Raw genomic sequence first — 26,896 nt, forward strand, 5'->3', positions numbered from 1 at the left:
AAGGGGGCGGTGAACACACGTGCCTGGATCGTCTTCCTCGACGAGTCAGGCGTCTCACTGCTGCCCCAGGTCCGCCGCACCTACGCACCCCGCGGACGCACCCCGATCCTGCGACATCGGCTGAACTGGAAGCGCGCCTCGATGGCCGCGGCTCTCGGCTACCACGCCACCGAGCCCGACCGCGGACCTCGTCTTTGCTTCCACCTCAAGCCCGGCAGCTACGACACCACCGCCCTCATTGAGGTCCTGGAACAGCTCAAGGTGTTCTACCGAAGGGAACGAGTGGTAGTGGTATGGGACGGACTGTCCGCCCACTGGAGCCGGGCCATGCGTGCCTGGGTCGCCCAACAGGACTGGCTGACCCTGGAGCGATTACCCGCCTACGCGCCCGAGCTCAACCCGGTGGAACTGCTGTGGGCCTCGCTCAAGAAGCGTGAACTCGCCAACCTCGCCAGCGAGCACCTTGCCGATGTCGCCGACGCCACCGAACAAGGCATCCACCGCATCAACCAGAACCGGCAGCTGCCCTGGTCCTTCCTCACCCACACCGGCCTGACCATCCACCCACCAACCCCACCGAACTAACGAAAAGATCAGTAAGACCGTGTCCTATGTGGTGAGCCGGAGCGTCAGTGACCGCCTGGTTTCAGCAGCGCGGACAACGGGTCGAGCGCACCACAGCCAAGGCGGCAGCGCACCGCACGGACGCGCTGGACAGCGTGACCGAATTCATCACCGCGCTGGCCGATCACCGCAGTAGTGCATCGGCGATCGCGGTTCAGGCCCCGGGCGAGGCGGTGGCGGTGGCGGTGCCGCTCGACCCCAGGTGGGATTGCCGGTCGCGCCGTCGGCGGGCGGCGCGACCGGGACGCGGCTCAGCTGATCGGGCCGAAGATCTCGGTGCGGTCGAAGTCGGCGTCCATGCCGTCCAACACCGCCCCCAGTTGCTTCTCCTCGTACTTGAAGTGCGTCTCCATGACCGCCTCGATCCCGTCCAGGTGGCGGTGTGCCACCTCCGGGTCGGCCGAGTCGGCCACCGCCTTCTGCAATCCACCGATGAGGTGCTCGATCATGTTGTGGTCCTGAGTGAGCTTCGCGACCACCGGCGCCAGGTCGGGTCGCGCCCGCACCAGTTCCGGGAACAGCGAACCGTCCTCGGCACGGTGGTGGCCGGACAGAGCGGCGCAGAACCCATGGCAGAACAACAGCAGGTCGGTGGCGGCCTCGGCCGGGTCGCCGCCGTCCAGGCCCGCGCGCGCCAGCGCCAGCGCATTGCGCAGCTTGCCGTGCACCCGCTGCAGTTCCCTGCCCCAAGCAGTGACGCGGTCAGTCGGCAAGTACGCCCTCCCGTCGCAGCCAGGCCGCGCATGCGGTCGTCCAGGACGCAGTGTGCGGCTCGCGCGCAATGAACTTATGCGGCTCGCCGCCGTATGCCACGCCGTCGGCCAGGCCGATGCCGTGGCTGCCGCCCAGGTAGACGTGCAACTCCACCGGTACCGCGGCGGCCGCCAACGCCCGGGTCCACTCCAGGGCGTTGGGCAGGCCCGGCGGGTCCTGAGCGGTGGCCCAGACGAAGGTCGGGCACACCGACGCATCGACATGCTTGGCCGGGGACAGCTCGTCCTTGATGGGCAGCAGGTCGCCGAGCAGGTTCTCCACCACCGGCGGCGGCAGCAGGTCGAGGTCGGCCAGCGCGTAGGCCAGGATCGCGAAGTCCGGTCGGGGCGGGTCGGTGACGCCCTCCTCGATGGACAGGACTTGGCCGGTCATGAGCAGGCCGGCGAGTTGGCCGCCCGCGCTTGATCCGATGACGCCGACCCGACCGATGTCGAGGCCGTGGTCTCCGTTGCGGATGTGGTCCAACGCGGCCCGGGCATCTTCGAGTGGGGCCGGGAACCGGTCCGGCAGCAGCCGGTAGGACAGGACGAAGGCGTGGATACCAAGGCCGGACAGCCAGCGCGCGTAGCCTTCGCCTTCGTGCGGTGGAAGTTCCCGGAAGCCGCCGCCGGGCAGGACGAGGACGGCGGGTCGGACGCCGAAGAACCGGTCCTCTGCGGGGTAAAGCGTGATCTTCTGTGAAATTGGGGCGGGAATGGCCGTAGCCACCTTTCGATACGACGCCTCCATGCCTGACGCTCATCCGCCACCGGCACGCGACGCTGCCCGGGAGTATAACCGCGAAGATCGCTGGGGCCCCCACTGTGGTCTGTGCCACCATCATGATCCACAGCCCGGACAGGTTGGTGCACCAGGCCGTACCGCCGCCCTCGGTCTGGAGTTGGGCGCAAGGTGTGCCGCCGGCGAGGAGGCACAGGAGAGCTCGGCACCGCGGCCCGGCGCGTCCATTTCCTCGCTGAGGGCAGCCATGCGTGCCTTGTATTCAGCCTGCGGGATTTGCCCCAGGACCGCGAGACGTTCCAGTTCGACGGCCTCGGCTTCATGCGAGATCTTGCGGCTCTGCCCTACTTGCTCTCCGCTGTACTTGACGGCCTTGGCCCGCGGGTCATGACTGCTGGAACCGCACCCACCCCCCAACACCGCTGCTGGCGGCAGCCGCTGACGTCAGCGAGACCCGCGCCGCCTCGCACGTCGTCCGCGCCGCAACCACCGCAGCCGCGGTCCGCGTCACCGTCGTGCTGCCCGCGGCGGACCGTGACACGCTCAAGGCGCGGTCCGCCCGAGCGCGCCAACTCCCCTGCCGACGAACCGGTCACCCGTTATCCGAGACTCCCCCAAGTCGTCAGGCACGTATGGAATGTATGGCATGTATGGCATGTGGGGAGAAAGCCACGTACCTGGAGTCTGTCCGGCGGATCATGGTCGAACTACTCAGCAGCGATGTCAGTGGCGCGGCATACGATCCGGGATGCGAGCTTCAGGAACTTTCAAAGTTGCCGACTTCACCCCGGCGCCGGTGCCCAGCGCCGCGATCGAGACGGCCTTGCCCGTCGGTGTGGCCACGATGGAGAAGCAGTACGAAGGCGAGGTCGTCGGGCGCTCCGTCACCTTGTTCACCGCCGCGTTCGACCAGCCCACCGGTACGGGGACATACGTCGCGATGGAGTCCTTCGAAGGGACGCTCCATGGCCGGGCAGGCGCCTTCAATTTTGCGCACTCCGCGACGACCCTGGGCGAAGGGAGGGAGAGCGAGTTCTTCGTCATCGTGCCGGCCAGTGGGACGGGCGCGTTGGCTGGGATCACTGGGACCGGCGGAGTCGCGGTTGACGCGGACGGCACCCACCGGATCTGGTTCGACTACGAGCTCGGCCAGTAGATCGGCGCGTCAAGAACGGAGCCAAAGCCGGATCGCGACGACAGTAACGGTGCCGTGGAAGACGTAGGCGCGCTTGTCGAACCTCGTCGCCGCGGCCCGGAAGTTCTTGATGGCGTTGATCGTCCGCTCAACTTCGTTCCTGCGCTTACAGATCGTCTTGTCGAAGCCGACGGGCCGCCCGGCCGCACGCGGTGCTCGGCCGCCCGGCGCCGGGCGCGGAGCGGCGCCTGGAGGTTCATCGCTCTCAGCGTGGGGCCGTCACCGAGGCGGGCTTGACGGATCTGCTCGTCGGTCATGGCCGGCGGGCGTCCGAGCGGGCGCCGCGGGCGCGGGCGGCGTCCAGGCCCTCGTTGGTGCCCTGCACGATGAGTTCGCGGATGAACTCGGCCAGGGCGGCGAAGACGTGGAAGACCAGGCGTCCGGAGGAGTGGTGGTGTCGAGCGCCTCGTGCAGCGAGGTGAAGCCGACTCCACGCTTGCGCAGGCCTGAGACGATGGCGATGAGGTCCTGGATGGAGCGGCCGAGCCGGTCGAGCGACGGGACGACGAGGGTGTCCCCGGGCCGGAGGCAGTCGAGCGCCGCCCAGAGTTCTTCGCGTTCGGCGTTCTTGCCGGACTTCTTGTCGGCGAAGATCCGGATGCAGCCCGCTTCGTTGAGTGCGTGGATCTGTCGGTCGAGCAGTTGTCCCTTCGTCGATACGCGGGCGTACCCGACGAGGGCGCCGGTCCGTTGAGCGGGACAGGGCGAGGAGATCGGCGGTGTCGTCGTCTGAAGGTGGCTGCACCCGCGAGATCGTGCAGAAAAGTGTGGCCCTCAAGTTCATGAGCACGTCCACTTTTTGACACCGTTTTACGGACATGATCCGGCGCCGATCGGACCGCCGACCCGCACTTACGGATCTTGCTCATCAATCGGTCGATTGATGAGCGACGCTGACGAGCCCTGACTCGTAGGCGCTGATCACCAGCTGCGCGCGGTCCCGCGCGCGCAGCTTCCTCAGCAGCCGACCGATGTAGGTCTTGACGGTGCCGTTGCTGAGATGGAGGTACTCGGAGATGTCGGCATTGGAGAGGCCACGCGCCACAAGCACAAGGACCTCGCGCTCGCGCTCCGTGAGGTCCTCAAACGAGGAGCCCAGCGCATGGTGCGCATGGGGAAGACGGGCAAAGTCGGCGATCAGGCGTCGGGTCACCGAAGGGGCGAGAAGGGATTCTCCGGCGGCGACAGTGCGGATGCCTGCCAGGAGCACCTCGGGAGATGTGTCCTTGAGGAGGAATCCCGCTGCCCCGGCACGCAACGCGCCGTACACGTACTCGTCGAGGTCGAAGGTGGTGAGGATGAGAACGCGTGTCCCGGCTGTCTCGGGAGATCCGGCTATGCGCCGTGTCGCCTCGATGCCGTCCATGCCGGGCATCCTGATGTCCATCAGCACCACGTCCGGGCAGAGCCGCTGTGCGCTCTCGACAGCTGCGGCCCCGGTGCCGGCCTCGCCCACCGCTGTCAGCCCGGGTGCGGTGTCGATGAGCACCCGGAAGCTGCCTCGGAGCAGGGACTGGTCATCGGCGACGAGTACCCGGATCGGTTCGGTCACGCGGTCCTCTCCCTCCGGCTCGTGGCCGTGCTGTGAGCGGGTTCGGGCGGGAGACGAGCCGACACAGCGAATCCGCCGCCGGGCCGTGGCCCGGCGGCCAATGTCCCGCCATACATCATCACGCGTTCGCGCATCCCCACGAGCCCGTGGCCGCCCCTGAGTTCGACCCGGTTGGACGCGGCCGCGTTCCCGGCTCCGTCATCCACCACCTCGATGCGCACTTCTCCTTGCGAGTCGACTGTGATCGTCACCTGGCAGTGTGTTTTGTTGCCGGCGTGCTTGACCACGTTCGTCAGGGCCTCCTGCACGATCCGGTAGACGGCCAGCGCCGTCCCCACGGGGAGGCCGACGGCCAGCCGAGTGCGGAGCTCGGCACGAACTCCCGCTCGCTCGGCACGCTGGACGAGGGCCGGCAGGTCGTCCAGCCCGGGAGGGGGAGCCGTCTTTGCCGAGCCGGGTTCTCGCGTGCGCCGTCCAGCAGTGTCGCCGCGCAGCACTCCCAGGGCACGGCGCATCTCGGTGAGCGCCTCCCGGCCGGTCTGCTCGATCGCCTGGATGGCATCGCGCGTCTCCTGGGGGCGTGCCTCGGCCACATGGTTGGCCACCGCTGCCTTGACGACGATCACGCTAAGGCTGTGCGAGACGATGTCGTGTAGTTCTCTGGCGATGCGCAGGCGTTCTTCGGCCAGTGCCTCCTCTGCAAGGCGACGGTCCCTTCGGGTCGCTCGGGATCTGCGTTCACGTACGACACGGCCTGCGGCCCACGCGGCCCCGGTGACCAGCCAGACGAGGGCGGCGGTTCCGGCTGCTTCCGTCCACGGGCCGGAGGGCCTCAGGCACGCTTCACCGGTGATGACCGCGGCTGCCGAGACAACCAGGGTCAGGCCGAGCGCTGCCGAAGCCCGGCGTGTCGGCTCGATGAGCGCCACCGCGTAGAGGGCCAGGGCCGCGGAGATGTAGGGGTCACGGGTTATCTCGAGCAGTGTCGCCGTCGCCGAAGCACCCAGAACTACGGCCAGGGCGGGCAGGGGCCACAGGCGCCGAACGGCCAGCGGCACTCCGACACAGACGGCCACCAGCCAGCCCAGCCACCACGGGCCAGAGAACCGAGGCAGACCGTCTGTGGCACCCTGGTCGGCCAATGCCACGTACCCGGCTGTCACGACGGCCGCCACACAGGCGTCGATCGCCAGCAGATGCGCGCCGGCCCGCAGGTGCCGCCCCATTCTGTGCATTGCTCGACGATACCGACGGCTGCTCATCCGGCTTGCCCGAAGAGGAACATCGCGGTACCCACGGCGACCAACACGAGAAGCCTTCGCGCGACCGTGGCCGCTCGCGGGGTCTGCCCGCTGCGCAACGCGGCCATACCCATGGGCACGAGCGCGACGCACAGTCCCGCAGCGGCGGCGACCGATAGAGGGGTCGTTCCCTTCAGCACCCCCAACGGCATCGCCGATGCCAATGCCAGGGCCGCCGCACGCAGCGGGCCGAACACTCGGGAGCGGTAGGCGCCGATGGCCAGCAGAAGCCAGCCGCCCATGATGGCGGCGTTCAGTGTGCTGAAGATGTGGAACGCGCCGTAGGTCTCGCTCACCGTTCGGGTCGTCGCTGCCGCCCCCTGGACGGCCACCAGTTGGAAGGCCAGGTGGTCCACACCGGCGTGAAACGCGCGGGCGAAAAGGCCGAGGACCGTGAGTGCGCCGCCCCACAGAGCGAGTTCCCGGAACCTCTCACCGATCCTGGCGGCGAGAAGTACGACTCCCGGCCAGAGCAGCACCCACCCGGCGGACACAAAGCTGTATGAGGCCGTCATGAGGTCCGGATGGTGCCCGTACGCGCTCAGTTGCGCCGGGAAGAAGAAGTCGAAGCGCAAGCGCAGCAGTACGCCGGTGAGCAGCAGCAGGGGGCTGAGGACGAGGGAGGCGCCGCCCACCCAGCGTCCCGGAAAGACAGGGTGGGGAACGGTGATTGGCGAAGTCGTGACGGTCATGGGGCAACGATGCTGCCGCCGCACGTACCGTGTCGTCGGAGCATGGACCACACTTTCGGATCGGACCGTGGTCGTACCGCCTGCCTCGTGTTCGCTTCCGGTCCGACCCTCGAACCAGCCACCATGCTGCTCACGTGCGCTCGGCCGACCGGTGCTCGTTGACGTTCGCCGGTGCCCGAGGGCCTGGCACGGTAACCACGGCAAGGTCCAGGCGGGCGCCCATATCGAGGTTCACCTCCCCGTACGGAGGCACATGCGACCAGAACAGCGGTGTCAGGCCGCGCCGGTCGGCCGGGGTGAGGAGGTCGGCCCACTCCGGTTCGCCGAGAATGTCCGGAAGCATCCGGGTGTTCACGTAGACCAGGGCGGACTGCAGAATGCGCAGGCACAGGACAAACATCTCCTGCTCGTCGCGCCGGTTCGAGGCGATCTCTCCCCCCCTTGCCGTACGCGATCAGGGAGTTGGCGCCGTTGGAGGACGCCATCACGTTCAGGCCCTCCTCGATCTCCCGCTGAAGGTCACGCAGCCGCAGGTAACGGGCCACAAAGATGGTCTTCTGCGCGCGGCCGACCTCTGGGCGATGAGTTCCCGGCGGATCGGACGGCTCAGCGCCGGGGCGAGCCGTGGGTAGGCGACCGCCTCGCCGGCCACCGGCCGACAGGTTCTGGTCGTACGCGCGCACGTGCGTGGAATCGGAGGCGACCGCGGTCGAGCCCTGGCCCCACAACTCGGTGTTGCGGGCAGCGAAGGGCGCGTTGGCGATCTGGATGGCGATGCCGCCGTCGAGCAGCACGTGAGCGCGAGCCCTTGCTCAGGGCCAATGTCTCGGGAATAGGGGGCCGCTCCGAGGGGTGGGTCAGGGGCACCGGCTCCTGGCCGGACAGGCCACGACCTCGAACGGCATTCTCAATGTCGTCGCTCTCGCCGTCGAGGCTGGCATCCACCGTATGGCCCTCCGGGTTCACCTCCGCTCGAGCGGAGGTGAACCGTTCGTGATCCGGACCTCGAATCTCCCCCTGTACTCCAGTCAGAAATCGTTGCCTGAGCTGGTTCTTCTTCGGTAGTGGCAGCGGCGGGCGATGGCCTGGTGCTGTCTGCGCCAGCGGGACCAGTTCAGTGCCTGGGTGACCGATCCGAGGCGGGGAGTGGGGCGGGGCAGCAGAGTATCCAAGAGTCTGCGGATTTCTGCCACGGTGAAGCGGATGGTGCTGGTGGTGTCGTTTCTCCGGCCCCCCTTTCGGTTGTCCGGGCTGCGACGGCGGCCAGGAAGGCGTGGGCGAGCATGGCCAGGGTGATGTGTCGGTACCAGCCGGGATAGCGGCGGACTTCTACTGGTCGAGGCCACATTCGTTCTTGGCGGCCGGGCAGGCGTCCGGGAAGGGTGGCGGCGAGCTCAGTTGAACGTACGTCGGTACGTCTGCGGGCTGACGCCAGTCGTGCGTTTGAAGCGGTCGCGGAAGGTGGTGGGGGAACCGAAGCCCACCTGGCTGCCGATGCGTTCCACGGAGTGCTCCGTGGTTTCGAGCAGGTGCTGTGCCTGGCGGATACGGGCTCGGTGGAGCCACTGGAGCGGGGTTGTGCCGGTCTGTTCGCGGAACCGCCGGATCAGGGTCCGGGTGCTCGTCCCGGCCTGCTCAGCGATGTCGGCGAGGATGAGGTCGCGGGCCAGATTTTCCCGCAGCCACGTGAGCAACGCCTCCAGCTCGGAGCCCTGCGGTGTGGGCGCGTGGTCGCAGACGATGAACTGCGCCTGCCCGCCCTCCCGTTCAAGAGGCATCACCGACAGCCGGGCGGCGTCGGCGGCGACAGCCGAGCCGTAGTCACGGCGGATCATGTGCAGGCACAGGTCCATTCCCGCGGCCGCGCCGGCCGACGTGAGGAACTGGCCGTTGTCGACGTAGAGGACGTTCGGGTCGACGTCGAGGTCCGGGTGGGTGTCGGCCAGAAGCCCGGCCGCTTGCCAGTGGGTCGTGACACGCAGCCCGTCAAGAAGCCCGGTGGCGGCCAGCGGGAAAGTGCCTACGCAGATGGAGGCGATCCGCGTGCCGTCGGCAGCGGCCGACCGCAACGCGTCGCGCACGGGGGAGGAAAGTGGGGCGGTGGGGTCGTTGACGCCCGGCACGATGATCGTGTCCGCGTCCTGCAGGCCCTCCAGACCCCAGGGGGCGCGCAGGGTGAAGGCTCCGGCGTCGATCTCGTCGCGCTCGGCGCACACCCGGACCTGGTAGCCGGGCCGCCCGTCAGGAAGACGGGTGCGGGAGAAGACCTCGATCGGGGCGGACAGATCGAACGGGATCACCTGGTCCAGCGCGAGAACGGCAACGGTGTGCATGGCCGGAACCTACCTCCTCATCGGCTTGACGGTTCCGGACCGATATCCGGGCAGCTCCATGTCACCGCAGCTCTGAGTACTCCGGAAGCCCTTGGCGCTATCCCGTTGAAACCTGTCACTCGTGCCACTGGGCGATCACGGCGGCAGCCGATTGACTCAGAACGTCCGAGAGAAATCGACACCCGAAGGAACACCCATGCACATCCAGGTCGTCCTGTTCGACGGTTTCGACCCGCTCGATGCCATCGCCCCCTTTGAGGTCCTGCACGCCGGTGGCTCGGCGTCGGACGGAGCGGTGACCGTCGAGATGGTCTCCGCGGAAGGCCCGCGCGAGGTGATCAGCGGCGCCGGAGGGCTGACACTGCGCGCCACCAGTGCCCTCGACCTGAAGCGTGCGGACTTGCTCCTGGTGCCGGGCGCCGCCGGCCGGGTCGGCGAACCCGGCGAGGTTCCGGAAGAAGAGGTGGGCGCCGGCGAGTGGAAGCAGCAGGAGTTCATACCGGTGCTGCTGGGCCGCACGCTGACCACCGAGCTGCCCGCACTCCTCAAGCAGGCAATGGACGACCCGGACATCACGGTCGCCACCGTCTGCGGCGGCTCGCTCGTCCTGGCCATGGCCGGTCTGCTGGAGGGACGCCACGCCACCACCCACCACATGGGGCTCGACATGCTGGACGCCACCGGCGCCCACCCGGTCCGCGCCCGCGTCGTGGACGACGGCGACCTGATCACCTGCGCCGGTGTCACCTCCGGGCTCGATCTGGGCCTGTACCTGCTGGAGCGCGAGGTGGGCCCACGCGTCGCGCACGCCGTCGAAGAGCTCTTCTCCCACGAGCGGCGCGGCACCGTCTGGCGCGCCCAGGGGCCGACGCCCGCCACCCTCTGAACACTCGGTCCGCGCCCTTCGCGGGCCAGTCGCTCACCCTCCCCCTTTCACAGTCAGGAAGAACAGTCAGCATGTCCCTCGAAGGCACCTGGAACCTGTCCATCTCCACCCCCATCGGCAAGATGAAGGCCGTGGTCGAGCTCCGTGAGCAGGACGGCGTCCTGACCGGCGTCGCCCACGGAACCGGCGAGGAAGTACCGCTGAACGACGTCGCCCTCGACGGCGACCGGCTCACCTGGAAGCAGGCCGTCACCAAGCCCATGCGGCTGAACCTGGCGTTCGACGTGACGGTCGACGGCGACACGCTCCAGGGCACCTCCAAAGCCGGCCGCCTTCCGTCCTCGACGGTTACCGGCGAGCGCCGGACCGCCCCGGAGCACCAGGCGTGACCAAGCTCCTCCTGTCGCTGCACGTCCTGGCCGCCATCGTCGCCGTCGGCCCGGTCACCGTCGCCGCGAGCATGTTCCCCGCGACGCTGCGCCGTGCCCTCGGCGACTGCGGCGACGGCGACGCCCAGACGACCCTTCGGACGCTGCACCGCATCTGCCGGGTCTACGCGGGCCTTGGCATCACGGTTCCCCTCTTCGGCTTCGCCACGGCCAGCAGTCTCGGTGTCCTCGGCGACGCCTGGCTCATCATCTCGATCCTGCTGACCGCGGCGGCCGCCGGCGTACTGGCCCTGCTGATCCTGCCGGCACAGGACCGTGCTCTGGCCGAGACGACGAGTTCCGCCTCGCCTTCGCCAGCGCCAACCCCGTCGACACCGGGTCATATCGCCATGCTCACCGGCATCTTCAACCTGCTCTGGGCCACAGTCACCGTGCTGATGATCATCCGCCCCGGCTCCACCACAGGAGTGTGACCGTGCACCTGCGGTCTCCGCGCCATCTGCGCATCGCAGCTCACGCCGAGCTGGCCTCGCTGATCATGATGCTGGCCAACGTCCTCACCGTCCACCTCAAGCCCATCTCGTCCTTGATGGGCCCCACCCACGGCTGCGCCTACCTGTTCGTCGTGATCGCGACCTGGCGCCTCCAACACGTCCCGGCCACCGCCAAGGTCCTGGCCGTCGTTCCAGGCATCGGCGGGCTGCTCGCGCTGCGACAGCTCGACCGCGTCGATACGGCCCGCGCCCCGTGGCGAGCCCGTCGAGCAGATCCAGCCCGACCTGATCATCCCCACCGGCAAGCGCAAGGGACAGAGCCCCTCCGTGGCCAGCATCTACCGGGCGCTCGCCGAGCACGTCAAGCGGGAGGCGTACCCGGAAGCCGTCGAACAGGCCCACACCGACTTCGCCTCCATGAGCAACGCAGCTGTCCCCGAGCCCGTACTCCAGCAGAGGCCATGAAATCACGCTGAGCTACATGTCTCTCGCCCTAGCTATACGAGAACAGGGCCTACTTCGCTGTCTCGGTCCCCGACCGCGGCGACGACTTCTTCGACCAGTTCGCCGACCGATACAACGCTTTGTTGGCTGAGCAGGAGGCTGGCATCTGCGCCTTCCACGTGCTCGTCACCGAGGACGGCTCGGTACTCGGCAGGTTCAACCTGGTCGACATCGAAGACCACACTGCGGAACTCGGCTACCGGTTCGCGCAGCACGTCGCCGGCCGAGGCGTGGCGACCACAATCGTCCGCGAGATGTGCCAACTGGCGGTGATCCAGAGCCGGTTACGCACACTGCGAGCGGCCACCGTCCGCCAGAATGCCGCGCCCCAAGAGGTGCTGATCAAAGCCGGGTTCGTCCCCGTCGGCCCAGCCGACCCGGCCCATCTCGGCGGTAAGCCAGGCACCTGGTATCAGCGCGACCTGGTGCACGCGATCTTGCCGGGGACCGGCTGCGGTAAGGCCGCGGCCACCGCCCCGCCAGCCCGGTACTCAACGCCTCGCCGTCGCCGTGGGCCTGGCCGATGCCGCCCCGGCCCACGGTGCTTCCGTCCGCCCCGGTAGGCGCGGTCGGCGTCGTACGGGGCCGTCGGCAGCGAGGGTGCAGCCAGGAGCGGGCGGCGGCCCGCACAAAGCGGGCCGCCCTTGAACCGGTTGAGAAACTCTGAACAGCTCACCCGCTGCCGTCACCGCCTGCCAGGCACATGAAGATCAATCTTTCTCTACGCGCTCAAGAACGAGATCGATTGGAGAGTCGATCTCTTGATCTGCCGTGAGATGAAGATGCGCACCTTCATGAACGCCTTGCTGGGCAAGGGTCAACAGGTGACGGGCAAGTGAAGTCAATCCGGCGCGATTCGCCTTGATGACCACCTCTGTCGACCCGACCTCCAACTCAATCTCAAAATCTTCGTCCCAGGCGAATCGCAGTCCTTCGCCGACGCGAAATTCTGGCACGCTCATTACAAGATCCATTGCAGCTGTCACTTCCTTTGGTGGCGCAGTGGGGAGCCGTTGATGTGCCACCAACGGCTCCCCACTTTCAGGGTCTATTCGAGGTAGATGTGCCGATTCTCGACAATCATGAACTTGCCCGGCTTCTTGGGGTTCGGGGCTTCCGAATAGCCGGGGCCGATCCACTTCTACGCCGCCTCGAGAGCTTCGCTTGTGGGAATCTGAGTTCCATCCACCGGATGGCCGTCTGCATCGAATTTCCGGTAAGAAGTCCAAGGGCAGTTGCTGTTGTGCACGAGGACCGGCGTCTCACCAGCGAGTACATAGTACGTGTGCAGGTTGTTGACCGTCAGGTTGTACGTCCTGGCGTTTCCACTGAAGGGACGATTGCCCTTGATCGTGACCGCGCTGCCCTCGACGGTTCTGAGTGTCATGCCAGGACGCAGGTGTGCGGCCTCGGTCCAGGCCTTCTGTGAGGGTGACCAGAAGGGGTGCTCATTGGTGACGGCGAGGCGGTGCAGGCCCTGAGGGGTGGCGATGGTGAGCTCGTTGAAGTTTTTGTCGTGTTCCGTGACGAGGAGCCGGGTGACAGTCTGCTTCCCTGTGCGGCCGCTGATCGGGTCGGTGGCGATCACCTCGTCACCGGTCTTCATCGACTCGATGTTCTTCGTCGAGTGATCAGCCATGAGTACTTTGGTGCCGGCGAGGAAGCACTTGAAGCACTTCACCTTTTTGGCGACACGTGAGCCTTCAGCGATGTCTTCGACACCTTCGCCGAGCTTCTTGAGGAGCTTTACCTTGTCGACGGGGAGGACGGAGATGGCGAAGGCGGTGCATGCTCCGAAGTTGGGATTTTTGATGCACTCCTTGAGGTCGTTGAGACCGGTAACTTCCCATACCGCGGCGGAGAGGGTGGGGTCGATGACGGGAGTCACGTCGCCGCCGGACATGACACAGGGCAGGAGGCCGGCTATTTCGTTTCCGGTGTGCGAGACGCAGTGCGGCTTCTTGGCCTTCTGCTCCTCCTGTTGTCTGCGGGCTTCTTCGGCCTTGCGGCGTGCTTCGGCCACCTCGCTCTCGCGCACCGAGACGACTACAGCGGTGCCTGGTACATGTACATCGGCAGCGACAAGAAGGGGCTTTTCTACAGCACCGCCACCTTCAGTGTGTGCTGAGCGCGGGGCTGCGCTTTCGGAGAGGCCCCGCGCGGACTCACCCACGCGTTCGTGCACAGCAGGCCGCGAGATGACGTGCCGTTGATCATCGACCAGGGGCATGCGACTCGTGCAGCGATCACCTCGACCGGAACATCACCACCGGGCCCTCACCCCGATTTTCTTGGGGCAAGTGTCTCGGCCAAGATTCGCGTGCACGCCCCGAAATGGGCTCGGCGCCTTCGACCGACCGGTCGAGCCGCCCGGCCGGTTGGCCGGGCGGCAGACGACGGGCGTCGATCCCCGCCGGGAAGGATCGCTGCCTTGAGCTCGACGCCCAAAAAACAGCCCTAACGCGCTACTCGACAGGTCAAGCCCGAAAGTCGATTGACCCGCGCTACCTGATCCAGGACGACCACCTCACGCTCCGTCAGAATCAGCGTCGACCGAGCGTCAAGACATTTCTCGAACCCGTCTCTTACGGAGTTGAGGCAGAGCGTTCCGGAACTACGCCCACGCTGCGAAACCGCAGGTGAGACACGTGGCGGGACCTGCAACATGCTCCACGCGGTGAACTTCGGGAAACAGGTCGAGCACATCCGGCCACGCCTGAGAAACCCGAGAAAACCGCAGGTCAGACGCCCTTTGCAGCGGGCTCAAGAATCGCCACGCACTCCACGTGCGACGTCACAGAAAACACGTCGCCGCAGGCCAGCATGAGGAAACATACAGGTCAGGGGCGGCGTTTCGGCTCCGGAAGGGATCTGCCGGGGCCGTGGAGCGTCAAATGAGCATCACGGTGGAAAAGCAGCCACGCCCCGGACGTGCCATGAGGCGCACGCCTGCGGCCATGCTCGCCGGGTCCAGAGTCGGTCTGAGGTCCCGTGATGTGCAGGCCGAGAAGGAGCGGCTGGAAGGCGACGCGGTTCAATCCGCGCGCCTCGGCCCGACGCTGCCATTACCGAAGAAGAACCAGCTCACGAATCTCTGCTGGAGTACTTGGTCCGACCGCACAGGACGACGACCGGGCCGGTCGTCGTCCTGTGCGGTTCTACCTGTTCGCGACCGCCGCTTCCCGGAGGGCCCTGCCCGGTCCCGGCGCCGTCCCCAACGCCTGGTCGAGGTCGGCCCACAGGTCCTCCACGTCCTCCAACCCCACCGAGAGCCGCAGTAGCCGGTCGCTGACTCCCGCGCCGCGGCGGTCGTCGGCGTCCACGATGCGGTGGCTGATGGACGCGGGGTGCTGGATGAGGGTGTCGACGCTGCCGAGGCTCACGGCCGGGGTGATCAGTCGGACGCCCGCGATGACATCGTGGGGGTCGCCGGCTACCTCGAAGGCGACCATGGCGCCTCCGATGCGCGGGTAGTGGACGCGGGTGACGCGTGGGTCGGCGGCGAGCCGGCCGGCCAGCTCCGCCGCATTCGAGGACGCGGCTCGGACCCGTACGGGCAGCGTCGACAGACCACGGAGCAGCAGATAGCCGGCGAGCGGATGTAGCACTCCGCCCGTGGCGAACCGCACCTGGCGTAGCCGCCCGGCGAACTCCTCGTCGCAGGCCACCACGCCGCCCATGACGTCTCCGTGGCCGCCCAGGTATTTGGTGGCGCTGTGCAGGACGAGACGGGCTCCCTGCTCGACGGGGCGTTGCAGCACGGGGGTGGCGAAGGTGTTGTCGGCGAGCAGCGGGACGGAACCGCAGGCGTGCGCGACGGCTCTCAGATCGAGTTCGGCGAGGGTCGGGTTGGCCGGGCTTTCGACCATCACCAGGCCGGTGTCGGGGCGCAGCGCGTCCGCGATGCCCGCCGGGTCGACCCAGGTCACCTCGGAGCCCAGCAGCCCTGCGGTGAGCAGGTGATCGCTGCATCCGTACAGCGGCCGTACGGCGACGACATGGCGCAGGCCCATTGCGCTGCGTACGAGCAGCATGGCGCTCAGCGCGGCCATCCCGGTGGCGAACGCAACCGCGCTCTCGGTGCCCTCAAGACGCGCGAGGGCGGTCTCGAAGCGGGCGACGGTCGGGTTGCCGAGGCGGCCGTAGACGGGCGGGCCCTCCGGTTCGGCACCGTCGGTTGCGAAGGCGTCTATCCGGGCGGCCTCGCCCCGGCTGTCGTGCGAGGGGTAGGTCGTGGACAGGTCGATCGGCGGGGCGTGCACCCCCTGCCGCGCGAGGTCGTCCCGCCCGGCGTGCACCGCCTCGGTGGCGAGCGCCCGGGGTGCGGGCACGCCCGGGACACGACGACCGGTGTCGTCGAGAGCATGGCCGGATCCCTGTGGGTCGGCCGGTACGTCATATGCGTCAAAGCTGCCGGAGTCCATGCCCAGGAGTCTGAACACCGAACGGGGTCGGATGGCCGGACCCCGTGCTACGTTCGAAATATGGCCGATTCTGTCGTACTCGATCCGGTGGATCTCCATCTGCTGCGGCTGCTCCAGAACGACGCACGGATGACGTACCGCGATCTCGCCGCGCAGATCGGTGTCGCGCCGTCGACCTGCCTGGACCGGGTGACCAGGCTGCGCCGCGCGGGAGTGATTCTCGGCCATCAGCTGCGGCTGGACCCGGCGAAGCTGGGCCGGGGCCTGGAGGCACTGCTGTCCGTGCAGGTCAGGCCGCATCGGCGGGAGTTGGTGGGGCCGTTCGTGGAGCGGATCCGGGCGCTGCCGGAGTCCATTACCGTCTTCCATCTGACCGGGCCCGACGACTATCTCGTCCATGTCGCGGTGGCGGACATGGCGGATCTTCAGCGACTGGTCCTCGACGGGTTCACCTCGCGGTCCGAAGTGGCGCGCGTCGAGACCCGGTTGATCTTCCAGCAGTGGGACTGCGGCCCGCTGCTGCCACCCCGGCCCGAGGGTGCTCCCGCCCCCACGCCCACCTCCGACCATCAGGCCCCCGGGAACCCCGGGGCCTGATGCGTATACCGGTCCAAGCCGGAGCCACCCGCACGAGACCGCCTACTGCATCGCCTACGCCCCTGACGAGACCACACTCAACGAGCTCATCGCCGTCGTCGGCCCGCGCTGGACCATCGAGGAATGCTTCGAAAGCGCAAGGGCGAATGCTGCCTCGATCACTACCAGGTCCGCCACTACCAGGGCTGGCATCGCCACATCACGCTCACGATGGCCGCCCGCCGGCTAATGCCGACTCAACCACCGGTACGAACGCTACCCCGTTACTACCTGGCTTTTCTCGGCCTCGCAGTAGCCCTGTGCTGCTACAAGCGACTGGTCCCCGGATAAGGCTTGGGCACAGCGACATCCTTCCCACCCGCCCTACAGGGCAAGCCAGTTCAGATGTCACCCGATCGTGCAGCAGACCCGTCGGTGGCTTCTCGGGCATGGCGAAGCTCATGTAGAAGGAGTAGCGCCGTCGGCAACCGCACAACCCTCACCCCTTCCGGCCGTGTCCTCACCTCCGACCACGACGCCATCGGCCGCGAAACCACCCGCCACCTCGACGGCGTCTTCACTCTCCACCGCACCACCGATGCGATGGGCCGCCTGACCGAGCCTGTGGTAGGCCTCTTGCTGCAACGTCGTACACAGCGTCCTGGCGAAGTGGTTCCCCGGCGTCGCCTCGACACTTCACTTCGGGTCCGATGCGATCGTCGCTTCCGCTGTGGCTCCAAACAACAGCAGCGTTCAGAGCCGGCCCAGTCGTGCGACAAGGAGCGCGGCGTCGTCCGCGGAGCTGGCCGGACGTACCGCCGTCATCGCGTCACAGATCTCGTCCAGGGGTGCCTTCGGGTCGCGGACGGCACGGCTCAGGAGCGCGATTCCCTGGTCGAGGTCCAGAACCGCTTTGCGGTCTTCGATCATCCCGTCCGTGTAGAGGACTATCAGACTCCCTGGCGGGACGCGGTATTCCTCGTCGGCGTACACGTCGTGGAGGCCCATCCCCACGGGCGGCCCTGGCTCGCACCCGAGCACGGCCACTGATCCGTCCGGCATGACCAACAGAGGGGGCGGGTGTCCGGCGAGTGCGATGCGGCAGCGTCCCACACCCCCGTCGTACACGACGCAGGTACACGTCGCGGCGAGTTCGCCGTCGATGCCGGCGAACAACCCGTCCAAGCGGGTGAGCAGTTGCCCTGGCGGCAGCCCCACGGCCAGCAGCGCGTGCACCGAGGAGCGGTAGCAGCCCATCGCGGCGGCGGCGCCCACGCCATGGCCGATCACGTCACCGATCCCCAACCCGATCCGGCCGCCCGGGAGGGCCACCGCGTCGTACCAGTCGCCCCCGGCCAAGGAGTCGTCTTCGGCCGGACGGTAGCGGTACGCCAGTTGGAACCACTTCGCCGATGGCAACTGGGTGGGGAGCAGGTGGCGCTGGAGCGCGAGAGCAGCCAGCCGTTCGCGTCGATAGAGCAGCGCGTTGTCGATCGCGGTGGCAGTACGGGCCGCGATCTCGCGCGCCAGGAGAATGTCCTCGGAACTGAAGGCCTCCACCTGCCGTAGGAAGGTCACAGCTCCGATCATCCTGCCGACCGCGATCAGCGGCACCGCCATGCCGTGCAGTGCGGACCCGTCCTTCTTCGCGGTCTCGAATGCCACAGGCTGCGCCGAGCTGACGCACTGGGCGGCGGCCCGGAGTGTCGGACGTGGCTGCGGCAGCTCGTCCTCGGGACGTGGCCTGCTGGCGCCTGACGTGAGATTCAGCGGGTGGAAGAGAGGCTCCGGTGGGGCAGCGGGCTGCGCGCCGGACTCCGCCGCACGGGTATCGAAGGAATCGGCGGTCGGCTGCGCCGCGCTCTCCAGCAGATCGACCTCGACAGCTTCGGCGAATCCCGGAACGCAGGCCGCCACCAGCTCGGTCGCGACGGTTCGCGGGTCCAACCCCTGACCGAGCCTGGCACTGACCCGGCCCAGCAATTCCAGCCTGCGCCGCCCGTGAGCGGTGTCCAGGAATTCGTCTCCGCCCTCCGTCAACTCGTAGACGAGGGCTGCTACGCCCATGACCCTGCCGTCGGGCCCATGAAGCGGGAACAGGTTTCCGAGGACCTCGTACGGATCGCCGTCCGGCCTGTTGGCCGCCACCCGGAGGTTCTCGACGGTCTCCCCTCTGTCCACAATGCGGCGCAGCAACTTTTCCATCGCTTCCGGATCGGGCAGGTCCAGAACTTCAAGGACGGACCGGCCCAGATGCTGTTCGACGGGGATGCGATGCACGTGGGCGTACGTCTTGTTGACGTACACGAAGCGCAGTTCCGTGTCGGCCACCGCCAGGCCGACGGGTGAGCAATGCAGAAGACGGTCGAGCGTGACCGGGTGGCCCTGGCTGGTCACCCGTGCCTCGGGCACCGCCACGGCGAGTAGGCCCGTACCGGTCGCCAGCGGAACCGGCACGGAGTGCCAGGTGACACTGCGGCAGGTGCCGTCGCGGCAGCGGAGCCAATCGGTGTGCAGGCTGCCGGCGGTGCGCAGCAGTGCCTGGACGAGCGCACCTCCCCGCAGCCTCGTCCGGTCGGCGAGCAGCGCCGCGTCCCGGCCGATGACCTCCTGATCCGGATAGCCGGTCAGTGCCCGTGCGCCGTCGCTCCAGCGCTGGATCCGCCCGTCGGGATCGACGAGCACCGTGGCGAGCGGGGTCCCGGACTGTGGCTCAGCCACTACGAACGGTGGCCACGTAGGCCGCCCACCAGGCCGACCGCCCACATGCGCAGAATCCACCTTGCACACCGTCCCCACAGCACGTGCGCACGGGATGGCACGCGCCATCACTCACGTTCTTGCCATCTTCACCAAGATAAGAGGTGGTGCGTTGATTGTCCTGGTAAACGGCGGTTGATCTAGGTGTATCGCCCTGAGGTTGGGGACACTGGCTTCGTTCACTTCCAGCGACAGCGTTTGTCGATGAGTTCCGGCAGCAGTCGGTCACCAGCCGGCTCGGGGAGGTTCACGAGAAATGACGGCAGTGCCGTGTCACGGGCAGAACGCGGCGAAGGGCGGCCCCTGGCGAGGGGCCGCCGTCTTGGGTTGCGGTGGGTGCGCTCAGGCGGCGTGGCGGGTCTTGCGGCGGCGTACGGCGAGGGCGGTGCCGCCACCGGCGGTGATCAGCGTGGCGGCCACGCCGACGATCGCCGGGGTGTTGTCGTTCGTGCCGGTCTCGGCGAGGTCGGAGCCCTTGGCCGCGGTCGACGGAGCGCTGTTGGTCTTCATGGTCTTGTTGATCCAGCCCGCGTAGGCGGGCGCGCTGGTGTAGAGGCCGGGGCCCTGCGAGCACGGCACGTTCGGGGCGCCGGGCCCGGAGGTGACGCCGATCAGTTCCCAGCGGCCGTTCCGGCCCTTTTGGACCTGCGGTCCGCCGGAGTCCCCGTGGCACGCCATGGCCTTGGGCACGGTGGTGATCGTGCACAGCCGGGTCCGGTCCGCGTAGCCGGGCGCGCACTCGGACTCGGTGCCCCTGCGGGTGTTCAGCTCCTGCAGTCGGTCCGGGAACGTCAACTCGGTGTCGACGGTGGTGCCGAAGCCCAGGAGCCGGGTCGGTGTGCCGGGCGGCCCTGCCTGCTCGGCGATCTTGATGGGCTTCTGGGCGACCGGGCGGTCCAGGCGTATCAGCGCGATGTCGTTCTTGTTGGCGACCTTGTTGTCGCCGTTCACGTAGCCGGGGTGGACGAAGGTCCGGTCGATCTTCCGGACGGTGCCACCGGACTTGCGGTGGTCGCTGCCGACCCGCACGATGCCGTCCAGCTTGAGCCCCTCCACCTTCACGCAGTGGGCCGCCGTCAGCACCCACTGCGGATCGATCAGGGACGCCCCGCAGTTCCCATCGATCAGACCCTGGTCCGGGGCCGACGACGGGATGACGGCCATGAACGGGTACCTCTCGGTGGAGTCCGACCCGTTGACGATGGCTCCCGCGCTGCCGGCCATGACAGTGACGCAGGCCGCGGCGGCGAGAGCGCCGACGGCAGCGGTGCGGGCGGAACGGCGGCGCGGCGGCTTGAAGCTGAACACAGAGGGTTTCCTTTTGCTTGGTGATCCGTGCGCGTTCAGCCTCGTCGGCCGAAACTTGCCGCACCATCCAGGCAACGGGTCGGTCGATGGTATCGCCAGCCCCCTTCTGTACTGGGGAAAACCCCCGGAGCGAGTCACCGGCCGGGAGCCAAGACACAGACGTAGGCCCTACTCGCGCTGGGGCACGCCGTACTGGAGACCGGCTAGGACGCGGAACGGTCGAAGCGGCGAACGCCCCGCCGACGACTGGACAGACCCACCCCAGCGATCGGCAAGAACCACGTCGCCTGCGGCATTAACAGCAACTTTCACAAGGAGCATCTCGATGCCGCCCCGGCAAGAACTCAGTGCTGTCAAAACTCGTGAACATCACCCGACCGTGGATCGGGGTGCCTCCCAAACCCGCGTACAACCGCTGTCACGCCCCGCGAATAAAGCCACGCGTCAGGGGCGCAAGTGTCCGTCCCCAGCGAGGACGAGCCTTTCCCATGCGTTCTGACCGCTCCAGCCGCAGAGCCCCGAGGACGTGGCGAAGGGGGGATATCCCCCGGCCGAACCCGGGGGAGGCCACCAGCGTGGTCCACGCTCGCCCAGGCCATGATCGCTTCACCGTCCGGAAAACGAGACCGAGCCGAGGAGTTCATCATGGCCGTACACCAGCAAGCGATCGGCAGACGGAGGCTGCTGCTCGCAGCAACGGCCGGCCTCGCAGCCGTGGCCCTGCTGGCGCCGATCGCCTCCGCCGCGACCGGCGCACCTGCCGCACCCGCCCGCACGGGGGCGGAGGACCAGCAGGCCGCCGCGCTCCGCGCGCTGGACCGTGCCGCCCACCCCCTGCGCTCGACGGAACCGGGCGGCAGCACCTCCGACCTGCGGGCGCTGGACGCCATGATCGGCGACACCAAGGTGGTCGGACTGGGCGAGGCGACCCACGGCTCGCACGAGTTCTTTGCCATGAAGCAGCGCGTCTTCAGCCACCTCGTCGAGGAGAAGGGCTTCACCACCTTCGCCCTGGAGATGAGCTGGACGGCCGGTCTGCGGATCGACGAGTACGTCCAGGGCGGCCCGGGTGACGCTCGGCAGGTGGCCAAGGAGACTCTGGCCGGATCGCCCTGGGAGCGCGAGGAGTTCGTCAGCCTCATCAGCTGGATGCGGCAGTACAACGACCGCCACCCCGACCGCAAGGTCCACTTCATGGGGAACGACATCGGGGCGCCCAAGCTCGGCGACGCTGTCTTCGACCGGGTGCTCTCGTACGTCCGCGTGAACCGCCCCCAGGACGTCGCGCGCCTCGAAAAGCTGTACGCGGGCCTGCGGCCCCTGGACGACGTCTTCGCGTACCTGCGCAAGCCCGTTGCCGAACGCCGTCTGAACGCCACCACCGCCCAGCAGGCGTTCGACCTGGTCACCGCGAACAAGGGGGCCGGCGGCGACGCCTACGAATGGGCCGAGCAGCACGCCCGGAGCATCGCCCAGACCTTCGAGTTCGCCGCGCTCGACCTCTCCGACCCGGCGTCGGTCTCCGAAGCGGAGCACTTCCGTGACCGGGTCATGGCCGACAACACCGCCTGGTGGCACCGTCGCACCGGCGACAAGATTCTGCTCTCGGCGCACAACGGCCACGTGGGCTACCTGTCCAGCGACCCGGTGACGTACCCGACCACCCAGGGCGTCTACCTGCGCAAGGCCCTCGGCCGGGACTACGCCGCCATCGGCTTCACCTTCGACCGCGGCTCCTTCCTCACCGCGACCACCCTCGGCAGCCCCTGGAACAAGGTCACGGTCCCCGCCGCCACCCCCGACATGCAGGAGTACACCCTGGACAAGGTGCGCTACCGCGACTACTACCTCGACCTGCGCACCCTGCCCGCCGCGGGCCGCACCTGGCTGAACACCCCCCGCCCCACCTACGATGCCGGCTCGTCCTTCAAGAAGGACCCGCTGCCCACTCTCGCCATCACCCCGGCATACGACATCCTGATCCACCTCACCCAGGTCCATGCAGCCACCAGCCTCTGAGGCGCCGGGCTGATTTCGGGGTTCGGCTGGAGGCGGTAGACCGGCATCCGGCCGCGCAGCGTCTTCTGCTCGCTGATGTCCAGGCAGTTCGTGGCGAGCGCGGCGTCCACGATCGCGTCGTCCAGGCCCGGCTCGCGGCGACGACCGCGCAGGAGGAGAGCGAGGTGACGACGGGCTTCAACGAGCAGGTGATGGCAATGGAACCGGCCGCCGCCGTTCATCACGAACACCATCGCGGTGACGTCGACGGCCGCCAATGCGACGTCGACCACAGCGGCAACGCGGGCCCGGATCGCGGCGGCCGCGGCACGGGCGTCACCGCCCGCACCAGCGAAGCCACTGAGTAGCCACCTATGGAGCTTTGAGTGACCGTCTGTCGCCGCCTTTGACAGTCTGCGCGAAGTTGTCCAGCCCTTTCGTCACCAATGACATGGCAATCGGTAGAGAACGTCAGTACTCCACTCCTGCGCAGCCCAGCTTGGTGATCCGTGCGCGTTCAGCCTCGTCGGCCGAAACTTGCCGCACCATCCAGGCAACGGGTCGGTCGATGGTATCGCCAGCCCCCTTCTGTACTGGGGAAAACCCCCGGAGCGAGTCACCGGCCGGGAGCCAAGACACAGACGTAGGCCCTACTCGCTCTGGGGCACGCCGTACTGGAGACCGGCTAGGACGCGGAACGGTCGAAGCGGCGAACGCCCCGCCGACGACTGGACAGACCCACCCCAGCGATCGGCAAGAACCACGTCGCCTGCGGCATTAACAGCAACTTTCACAAGGAGCATCTCGATGCCGCCCCGGCAGGAACTCAGTGCTGTCAAAACTCGTGAACATCACCCGACCGTGGATCGGGGTGCCTCCCAAACCCGCGTACAACCGCTGTCACGCCCCGCGAATAAAGCCAGGACACGGCTGGCGGGTGGCTTGCCTGCGAGCGCGGTGTGTCCCGCGGTGGTGATTGTAGGTGTGTAGCCATTGCGGGAAGGCTGCTCGCCGTTCGACCCCACTTCTCGACGGGTCTCGAAGGCGCCTGCCTGGTGCCGGCCTCGGTATCGACGAGTACGGGAGGCACGCTGAGCGTGGCCCGCGTGTCAGCAACGGGGGCTGGCCCGCCCCGCCACCTGATGCCGTAGCCAGCGTCTTGGACCTTGGCGCGTCTCCATGCGGTGGCGTCCCCGACGGCAGGCAGCCCCGTGACATCGGCGGGTGCTGCCCGAACTCGTCTATTCCCGCGGGCTGGGGATGTCCTTCGAGGATTTCCGGGCAGCTACAAACGGCTGGCTCTGTCGGATTGGGCGCATGAAGCTGCGGGACCGGATTCGCCGTTCCCCCCGATCCCGCAGTCTGCTCAACAGCTACGACCGTGGCTCACCAGCCGTCAGACGGGCTTCTGCCTCGCTTCAGCAACAGCGCCCGCCTCCCGCAGCACTGCCACCACGGCATCTGCGAGCTCTGGTGAAACGTCTTCGAGGACCGTTGCCGGCACGTCCCTGGTGAGGAGCTTGCTGTGCCACAAGCTCAGCCCCGTGTACCGGCGCAGCACCTTCACCACCTCAACGACGTCACGCCCCGACTCCACAAGAACCACATCACTCGACGCCTCGTCGCAGACAAGTTCGAAGTACTCCACCACAGCACTCGTCCTCTCGTTACCCGGCAGGCCTCATCCCCCGACCCCAGCGGGCCCGCACACAGCGCCTGCAACAGAAACAAGCCCACCGGCACGCATCCGCCACCGTCGCTGTCTACTCCCCCAAACGGCCACATCGCGCAGGAACGACTGGCACAGTAAGCCCGGGGCGGCTGGCTGGACCCGGCATAGGGCACAGTGACGGAGCAGCCGCCCCTTCCGACACTGGCCGGCCCACACCACACCAGGACCGAAATCCTCTGGTGGTAATGGCTGGTACGGGTACGACGAAGCCGGCGCCCCCATGAGGGGCACCGTTGTGCGGGCAGGCCACGCGCCAACGTGGAGCCGCCGGGTGTCCCTGTCAGCATCGGCTTGCAGCCAGTAGCAGTTCAAGGACGTTCGCGGGCCGGAAGAACTGGCCTCCTGTGTTTCTGGGCTCACCATCACTCATAGATGGGACTGGGCAAGCCGACCATGGACGCCGATGAGCCAACTCCCGCAAGCAGGCAACCGGGGCTCGCAGCGTCGTGGCCGGCACGCTGGTGACACACTGCGCGCGCGAAACGGGGCGAGGGAACGAGAATCGTTGGACCCGCTAGAACCCGCCCGTGCCGATAGGGGGCCGGCGGGCGGGCGTACGACGCTGGGAGGAGCACCCTCGTTTACCGGTGCAGCAGGCTCAGCGACCGCAACGGAGGAGTGGGCACGCCCGTGCCCACTATCGAGGGTTCCGGGACAGCGTTTGCGCCGCGTCATGCAACGCCCCCTACGAAAGCATCCACTTCAATGAGCACCGCGATCAGGCCCGGCGGGCCCTGGTCGCCGACCCGACCTCGCCGAGCACGGATGGGCCGGGGGTACCGCGTCCCTGGTCAACCTCACCAGGCTGTCCCTTTCGGTCTGCGGGCGCCGTGGTGGTGGCTCTTCCGCTCGACGGTCGACAGCTGCCCGAGCCGAGCGCTCAGTCGAAGCGCAGGTCGGAGAGTTGCCTCTTGGCCAAGGTGGGGTCGTCCTCGGGCACAGGATGAGCTGCTCTGGCAGCCAGGATCGACGCCATCTCCCGGCCTGCCCGCCGTATGCGTGCCGGCAGACCATCCGTGTGCGCGTCGCTGCCTGATCCCCAGTCCTCCGACGCCGCGTACACGCCGGTCGGGAGGACCATGGTCCGCAGGTAGACGAAGAGCGGGCGCAGCGCGTGATCCAGGACAAGCGAGTGGCGGGGCGTACCGCCCGTCGCCCCGATCAGGACCGGCTTGCCCGTGAGGGCACCCGGATCGATCAGGTCGAAGAAGGACTTGAACAGCCCGCTGTACGAGGCGCTGAACACCGGTGTCACGGCGACCAGGCCGTCGACGCTCGTCACCGCTTCGATCGCGTCGGCCAGCTGCGGTGGGGGAAAACCGGTGACGAGGTTGTTGGCGATGGCGACAGCCAGGCCGCGCAACTCGATGACATTCGCTTCCGCCTTGTGGCCTTGGTCGGCGAGTTCGTCACGGACCGCGTCGGTGAGACGGTCGGCCAGCAGGCGTGTGGACGAGGGGGTGCTCAGACCCGCGGATACCACGACGAGCTTCATGCGACGGTCCCCCCTTCCGACAGTGCTTCCGAACCGGCGGCGAGCAGGGACTGGTGGGTCGGCGCGTCCGGCACATCGGCCAACCGCCCGTTCGCGAACTCCTTGCGCAGGACCGGTACGACCTCCTCGCCGAGCAGGTCGATCTGCTCCAGCACGGTCTTCAGTGGCAGCCCCGCGTGGTCCATCAGGAACAGCTGGCGCTGGTAGTCGCCGGCGTACTCGCGGAAGGCCAGGGTCTCCTCGATGACCTGCTGCGGGGAGCCGACGGTCAGCGGGGTCTGGGCGGTGAAGTCCTCCAGGGAGGGCCCGTGGCCGTACACCGGTGCGTTGTCGAAGTACGGCCGGAACTCGCGCACGGCGTCCTGCGAACTCCTCCGCATGAAGACCTGGCCGCCGAGCCCGACGATCGCCTGCTCGGGCGTGCCGTGGCCGTGGTGGGCGTACCGGGTCCGGTACAGCTCGACCATCCGCTTGGTGTGGTCGGCGGGCCAGAAGATGTTGTTGTGGAAGAAGCCGTCCCCGTAGTACGCGGCCTGTTCGGCGATCTCCGGCGAGCGGATGGAGCCGTGCCAGACGAAGGGCGGTACGCCGTCCAGCGGGCGCGGGGTGGAGGTGAAGCCCTGCAGCGGGGTGCGGAACTTCCCCTCCCAGTCGACGACGTCCTCGCGCCACAGCCGGTGCAGCAGGGCGTAGTTCTCGATGGCGATGTTGATGCCCTGCCGGATGTCCTGGCCGAACCAGGGGTAGACCGGCCCGGTGTTGCCGCGTCCCATCATCACGTCGACCCGGCCGTCCGCGAGGTGCTGGAGCATCGCGAAGTCCTCCGCGATCTTCACCGGGTCGTTGGTGGTGATCAGAGTGGTGGAGGTGGAGAGGACCAGCTTCTCGGTCCGCGCGGCTATGTACCCGAGCATCGTGGTCGGCGAGGACGGCACGAACGGCGGGTTGTGGTGCTCGCCGGTGGCGAAGACGTCCAGCCCGACCTCCTCGGCCTTCAGGGCGATGGCGACCATGGCCTTGATGCGGTCGCGCTCGGTCGGCGTTCGGCCCGTGGTGGGGTCCGGCGTGACGTCGCCGACCGTGAAGATTCCGAACTGCAAGGTTCCTCCAGTTATCAGGTGATTGAGTGGGTCTCGAAC

Annotated in this window: 24 protein-coding genes and 7 pseudogenes; 12 read left to right on the plus strand and 19 right to left on the minus strand. The window is 67.8% G+C overall.

From position 1 onward, the window contains the following. Positions 1-585 (plus strand): IS630 family transposase (locus tag ACFV1J_RS19595; RefSeq protein WP_385859773.1); only part of this gene is annotated, 585 nt, incomplete at its 5' end. Positions 586-875: 290 nt separating this feature from the next. Here the strand turns inward: ACFV1J_RS19595 and ACFV1J_RS19600 are convergent. After that, a complete protein-coding gene (locus ACFV1J_RS19600) occupies positions 876-1,337 on the minus strand; it encodes a hemerythrin domain-containing protein (RefSeq protein ID WP_385859775.1) in 462 nt (153 codons plus the stop codon). Further along, a complete protein-coding gene (locus ACFV1J_RS19605) occupies positions 1,327-2,106 on the minus strand; it encodes an alpha/beta hydrolase (protein WP_385859777.1) in 780 nt (259 codons plus the stop codon). The genes ACFV1J_RS19600 and ACFV1J_RS19605 overlap by 11 nt, the downstream gene beginning before the upstream one ends. Before the next feature lie 760 nt (positions 2,107-2,866). On the opposite strand from ACFV1J_RS19605, the gene ACFV1J_RS19610 reads away from it, so the two are divergent. After that, positions 2,867-3,274 (plus strand): DUF3224 domain-containing protein, encoded by a 408-nt coding sequence (locus ACFV1J_RS19610; RefSeq protein WP_385859779.1) that lies wholly within the window; start codon positions 2,867-2,869, stop codon positions 3,272-3,274. Between the two features lie 9 nt (positions 3,275-3,283). On the opposite strand, the pseudogene ACFV1J_RS19615 reads toward ACFV1J_RS19610, so the two are convergent. The 9 genes and pseudogenes from ACFV1J_RS19615 to ACFV1J_RS19655 form a co-directional block, all read right to left on the minus strand. Continuing rightward, a pseudogene (locus tag ACFV1J_RS19615) lies at positions 3,284-3,454 on the minus strand (IS5/IS1182 family transposase); the annotation flags it as partial. 112 nt (positions 3,455-3,566) lie between these two features. Beyond that, a pseudogene (locus ACFV1J_RS19620) lies at positions 3,567-4,027 on the minus strand (recombinase family protein). A gap of 154 nt (positions 4,028-4,181) precedes the next feature. After that, a complete protein-coding gene (locus tag ACFV1J_RS19625; protein ID WP_385859781.1) occupies positions 4,182-4,865 on the minus strand; it encodes a response regulator in 684 nt (227 codons plus the stop codon). After that, positions 4,862-6,100 (minus strand): sensor histidine kinase, encoded by a 1,239-nt coding sequence (locus tag ACFV1J_RS19630; protein WP_385859783.1) that lies wholly within the window; start codon positions 6,098-6,100, stop codon positions 4,862-4,864. The genes ACFV1J_RS19625 and ACFV1J_RS19630 overlap by 4 nt, the downstream gene beginning before the upstream one ends. 23 nt (positions 6,101-6,123) lie before the next feature. After that, positions 6,124-6,858: a hypothetical protein gene (locus ACFV1J_RS19635; protein ID WP_385859786.1), complete on the minus strand. Its 735-nt coding sequence runs from the start codon at positions 6,856-6,858 to the stop codon at positions 6,124-6,126. Between the two features lie 130 nt (positions 6,859-6,988). Next, positions 6,989-7,258, minus strand: coding sequence for a Tn3 family transposase (locus ACFV1J_RS19640; RefSeq protein WP_385859788.1), 270 nt, complete (start codon positions 7,256-7,258; stop codon positions 6,989-6,991). Between the two features lie 43 nt (positions 7,259-7,301). Next, positions 7,302-7,652: pseudogene (locus ACFV1J_RS19645) on the minus strand (Tn3 family transposase); the annotation flags it as partial. A gap of 320 nt (positions 7,653-7,972) precedes the next feature. Then, positions 7,973-8,217, minus strand: a pseudogene (locus ACFV1J_RS19650) (IS701 family transposase); the annotation flags it as partial. A gap of 35 nt (positions 8,218-8,252) precedes the next feature. Next, positions 8,253-9,191 carry a GlxA family transcriptional regulator gene (locus ACFV1J_RS19655; RefSeq protein ID WP_385859790.1) on the minus strand — a complete coding sequence of 313 codons (939 nt, stop codon included), beginning with the start codon at positions 9,189-9,191 and terminating at the stop codon, positions 8,253-8,255. A gap of 196 nt (positions 9,192-9,387) precedes the next feature. Between ACFV1J_RS19655 and ACFV1J_RS19660 the strand changes: the two genes are divergently transcribed. The 5 genes and pseudogenes from ACFV1J_RS19660 to ACFV1J_RS19680 form a co-directional block, all read left to right on the plus strand. After that, the gene (locus tag ACFV1J_RS19660) at positions 9,388-10,077 is read left to right on the plus strand and encodes a DJ-1/PfpI family protein (protein WP_385859792.1); all 690 of its coding nucleotides are present in this window, start codon (positions 9,388-9,390) and stop codon (positions 10,075-10,077) included. A 71-nt stretch (positions 10,078-10,148) separates the two neighbouring features. Then, complete coding sequence (locus tag ACFV1J_RS19665; protein WP_385859794.1) at positions 10,149-10,466, plus strand: hypothetical protein; 318 nt, start codon at positions 10,149-10,151, stop codon at positions 10,464-10,466. After that, the gene (locus ACFV1J_RS19670; protein ID WP_385859795.1) at positions 10,463-10,939 is read left to right on the plus strand and encodes a DUF2269 family protein; all 477 of its coding nucleotides are present in this window, start codon (positions 10,463-10,465) and stop codon (positions 10,937-10,939) included. Before ACFV1J_RS19665 ends, ACFV1J_RS19670 begins: the two co-directional genes overlap by 4 nt. A gap of 348 nt (positions 10,940-11,287) precedes the next feature. Beyond that, complete coding sequence (locus ACFV1J_RS19675) at positions 11,288-11,425, plus strand: hypothetical protein (protein ID WP_385859797.1); 138 nt, start codon at positions 11,288-11,290, stop codon at positions 11,423-11,425. Between the two features lie 41 nt (positions 11,426-11,466). After that, a pseudogene (locus ACFV1J_RS19680) lies at positions 11,467-12,027 on the plus strand (GNAT family N-acetyltransferase); the annotation flags it as partial. 147 nt (positions 12,028-12,174) lie between these two features. On the opposite strand, the gene ACFV1J_RS19685 reads toward ACFV1J_RS19680, so the two are convergent. The 3 genes from ACFV1J_RS19685 to ACFV1J_RS19695 form a co-directional block, all read right to left on the minus strand. Beyond that, positions 12,175-12,438: a hypothetical protein gene (locus tag ACFV1J_RS19685; protein ID WP_385859799.1), complete on the minus strand. Its 264-nt coding sequence runs from the start codon at positions 12,436-12,438 to the stop codon at positions 12,175-12,177. A 167-nt stretch (positions 12,439-12,605) separates the two neighbouring features. Next, a complete protein-coding gene (locus tag ACFV1J_RS19690; protein ID WP_385859801.1) occupies positions 12,606-13,502 on the minus strand; it encodes a polymorphic toxin-type HINT domain-containing protein in 897 nt (298 codons plus the stop codon). Positions 13,503-14,622: 1,120 nt separating this feature from the next. Continuing rightward, positions 14,623-15,888, minus strand: a complete 1,266-nt coding sequence (locus ACFV1J_RS19695) for a trans-sulfuration enzyme family protein (protein ID WP_385859803.1) — start codon at positions 15,886-15,888, stop codon at positions 14,623-14,625. Between the two features lie 60 nt (positions 15,889-15,948). Here ACFV1J_RS19695 and ACFV1J_RS19700 point away from each other — a divergent pair, with 60 nt between their 5' ends. The 3 genes and pseudogenes from ACFV1J_RS19700 to ACFV1J_RS19710 form a co-directional block, all read left to right on the plus strand. Then, positions 15,949-16,485, plus strand: a complete 537-nt coding sequence (locus ACFV1J_RS19700) for an Lrp/AsnC family transcriptional regulator (RefSeq protein WP_385859805.1) — start codon at positions 15,949-15,951, stop codon at positions 16,483-16,485. A 16-nt stretch (positions 16,486-16,501) separates the two neighbouring features. Continuing rightward, positions 16,502-16,704: pseudogene (locus ACFV1J_RS19705) on the plus strand (IS701 family transposase); the annotation flags it as partial. Between the two features lie 13 nt (positions 16,705-16,717). Further along, positions 16,718-16,815 (plus strand): annotated as a pseudogene (locus ACFV1J_RS19710) (IS5/IS1182 family transposase); the annotation flags it as partial. 402 nt (positions 16,816-17,217) lie between these two features. Here the strand turns inward: ACFV1J_RS19710 and ACFV1J_RS19715 are convergent. Continuing rightward, complete coding sequence (locus ACFV1J_RS19715) at positions 17,218-19,185, minus strand: SpoIIE family protein phosphatase (RefSeq protein WP_385859807.1); 1,968 nt, start codon at positions 19,183-19,185, stop codon at positions 17,218-17,220. 381 nt (positions 19,186-19,566) lie between these two features. Next, a complete protein-coding gene (locus ACFV1J_RS19720) occupies positions 19,567-20,532 on the minus strand; it encodes a trypsin-like serine protease (RefSeq protein ID WP_385859809.1) in 966 nt (321 codons plus the stop codon). A gap of 645 nt (positions 20,533-21,177) precedes the next feature. On the opposite strand from ACFV1J_RS19720, the gene ACFV1J_RS19725 reads away from it, so the two are divergent. Both ACFV1J_RS19725 and ACFV1J_RS19730 read left to right on the plus strand, forming a co-directional pair. After that, complete coding sequence (locus ACFV1J_RS19725) at positions 21,178-22,551, plus strand: erythromycin esterase family protein (RefSeq protein ID WP_385859811.1); 1,374 nt, start codon at positions 21,178-21,180, stop codon at positions 22,549-22,551. A 164-nt stretch (positions 22,552-22,715) separates the two neighbouring features. After that, entirely contained in the window at positions 22,716-22,898 is a 183-nt protein-coding gene (locus ACFV1J_RS19730) for a hypothetical protein (RefSeq protein WP_385859813.1), read from the plus strand. A gap of 1,028 nt (positions 22,899-23,926) precedes the next feature. Here ACFV1J_RS19730 and ACFV1J_RS19735 read toward each other — a convergent pair. The 3 genes from ACFV1J_RS19735 to ACFV1J_RS19745 form a co-directional block, all read right to left on the minus strand. Next, positions 23,927-24,181: a ribosomal protein L7/L12 gene (locus tag ACFV1J_RS19735; protein ID WP_385859815.1), complete on the minus strand. Its 255-nt coding sequence runs from the start codon at positions 24,179-24,181 to the stop codon at positions 23,927-23,929. A 961-nt stretch (positions 24,182-25,142) separates the two neighbouring features. Continuing rightward, a complete protein-coding gene (locus tag ACFV1J_RS19740; RefSeq protein WP_385859818.1) occupies positions 25,143-25,757 on the minus strand; it encodes an FMN reductase in 615 nt (204 codons plus the stop codon). Then, positions 25,754-26,857, minus strand: coding sequence for an LLM class flavin-dependent oxidoreductase (locus tag ACFV1J_RS19745; RefSeq protein WP_385860003.1), 1,104 nt, complete (start codon positions 26,855-26,857; stop codon positions 25,754-25,756). Before ACFV1J_RS19745 ends, ACFV1J_RS19740 begins: the two co-directional genes overlap by 4 nt. Between the last annotated feature and the right edge of the window lie 39 nt (positions 26,858-26,896).

Origin of the sequence: Streptomyces sp. NPDC059649, from assembly GCF_042734445.1 — a bacterium.
In the GTDB taxonomy this organism is placed as follows: Bacteria; Actinomycetota; Actinomycetes; order Streptomycetales; family Streptomycetaceae; genus Streptomyces.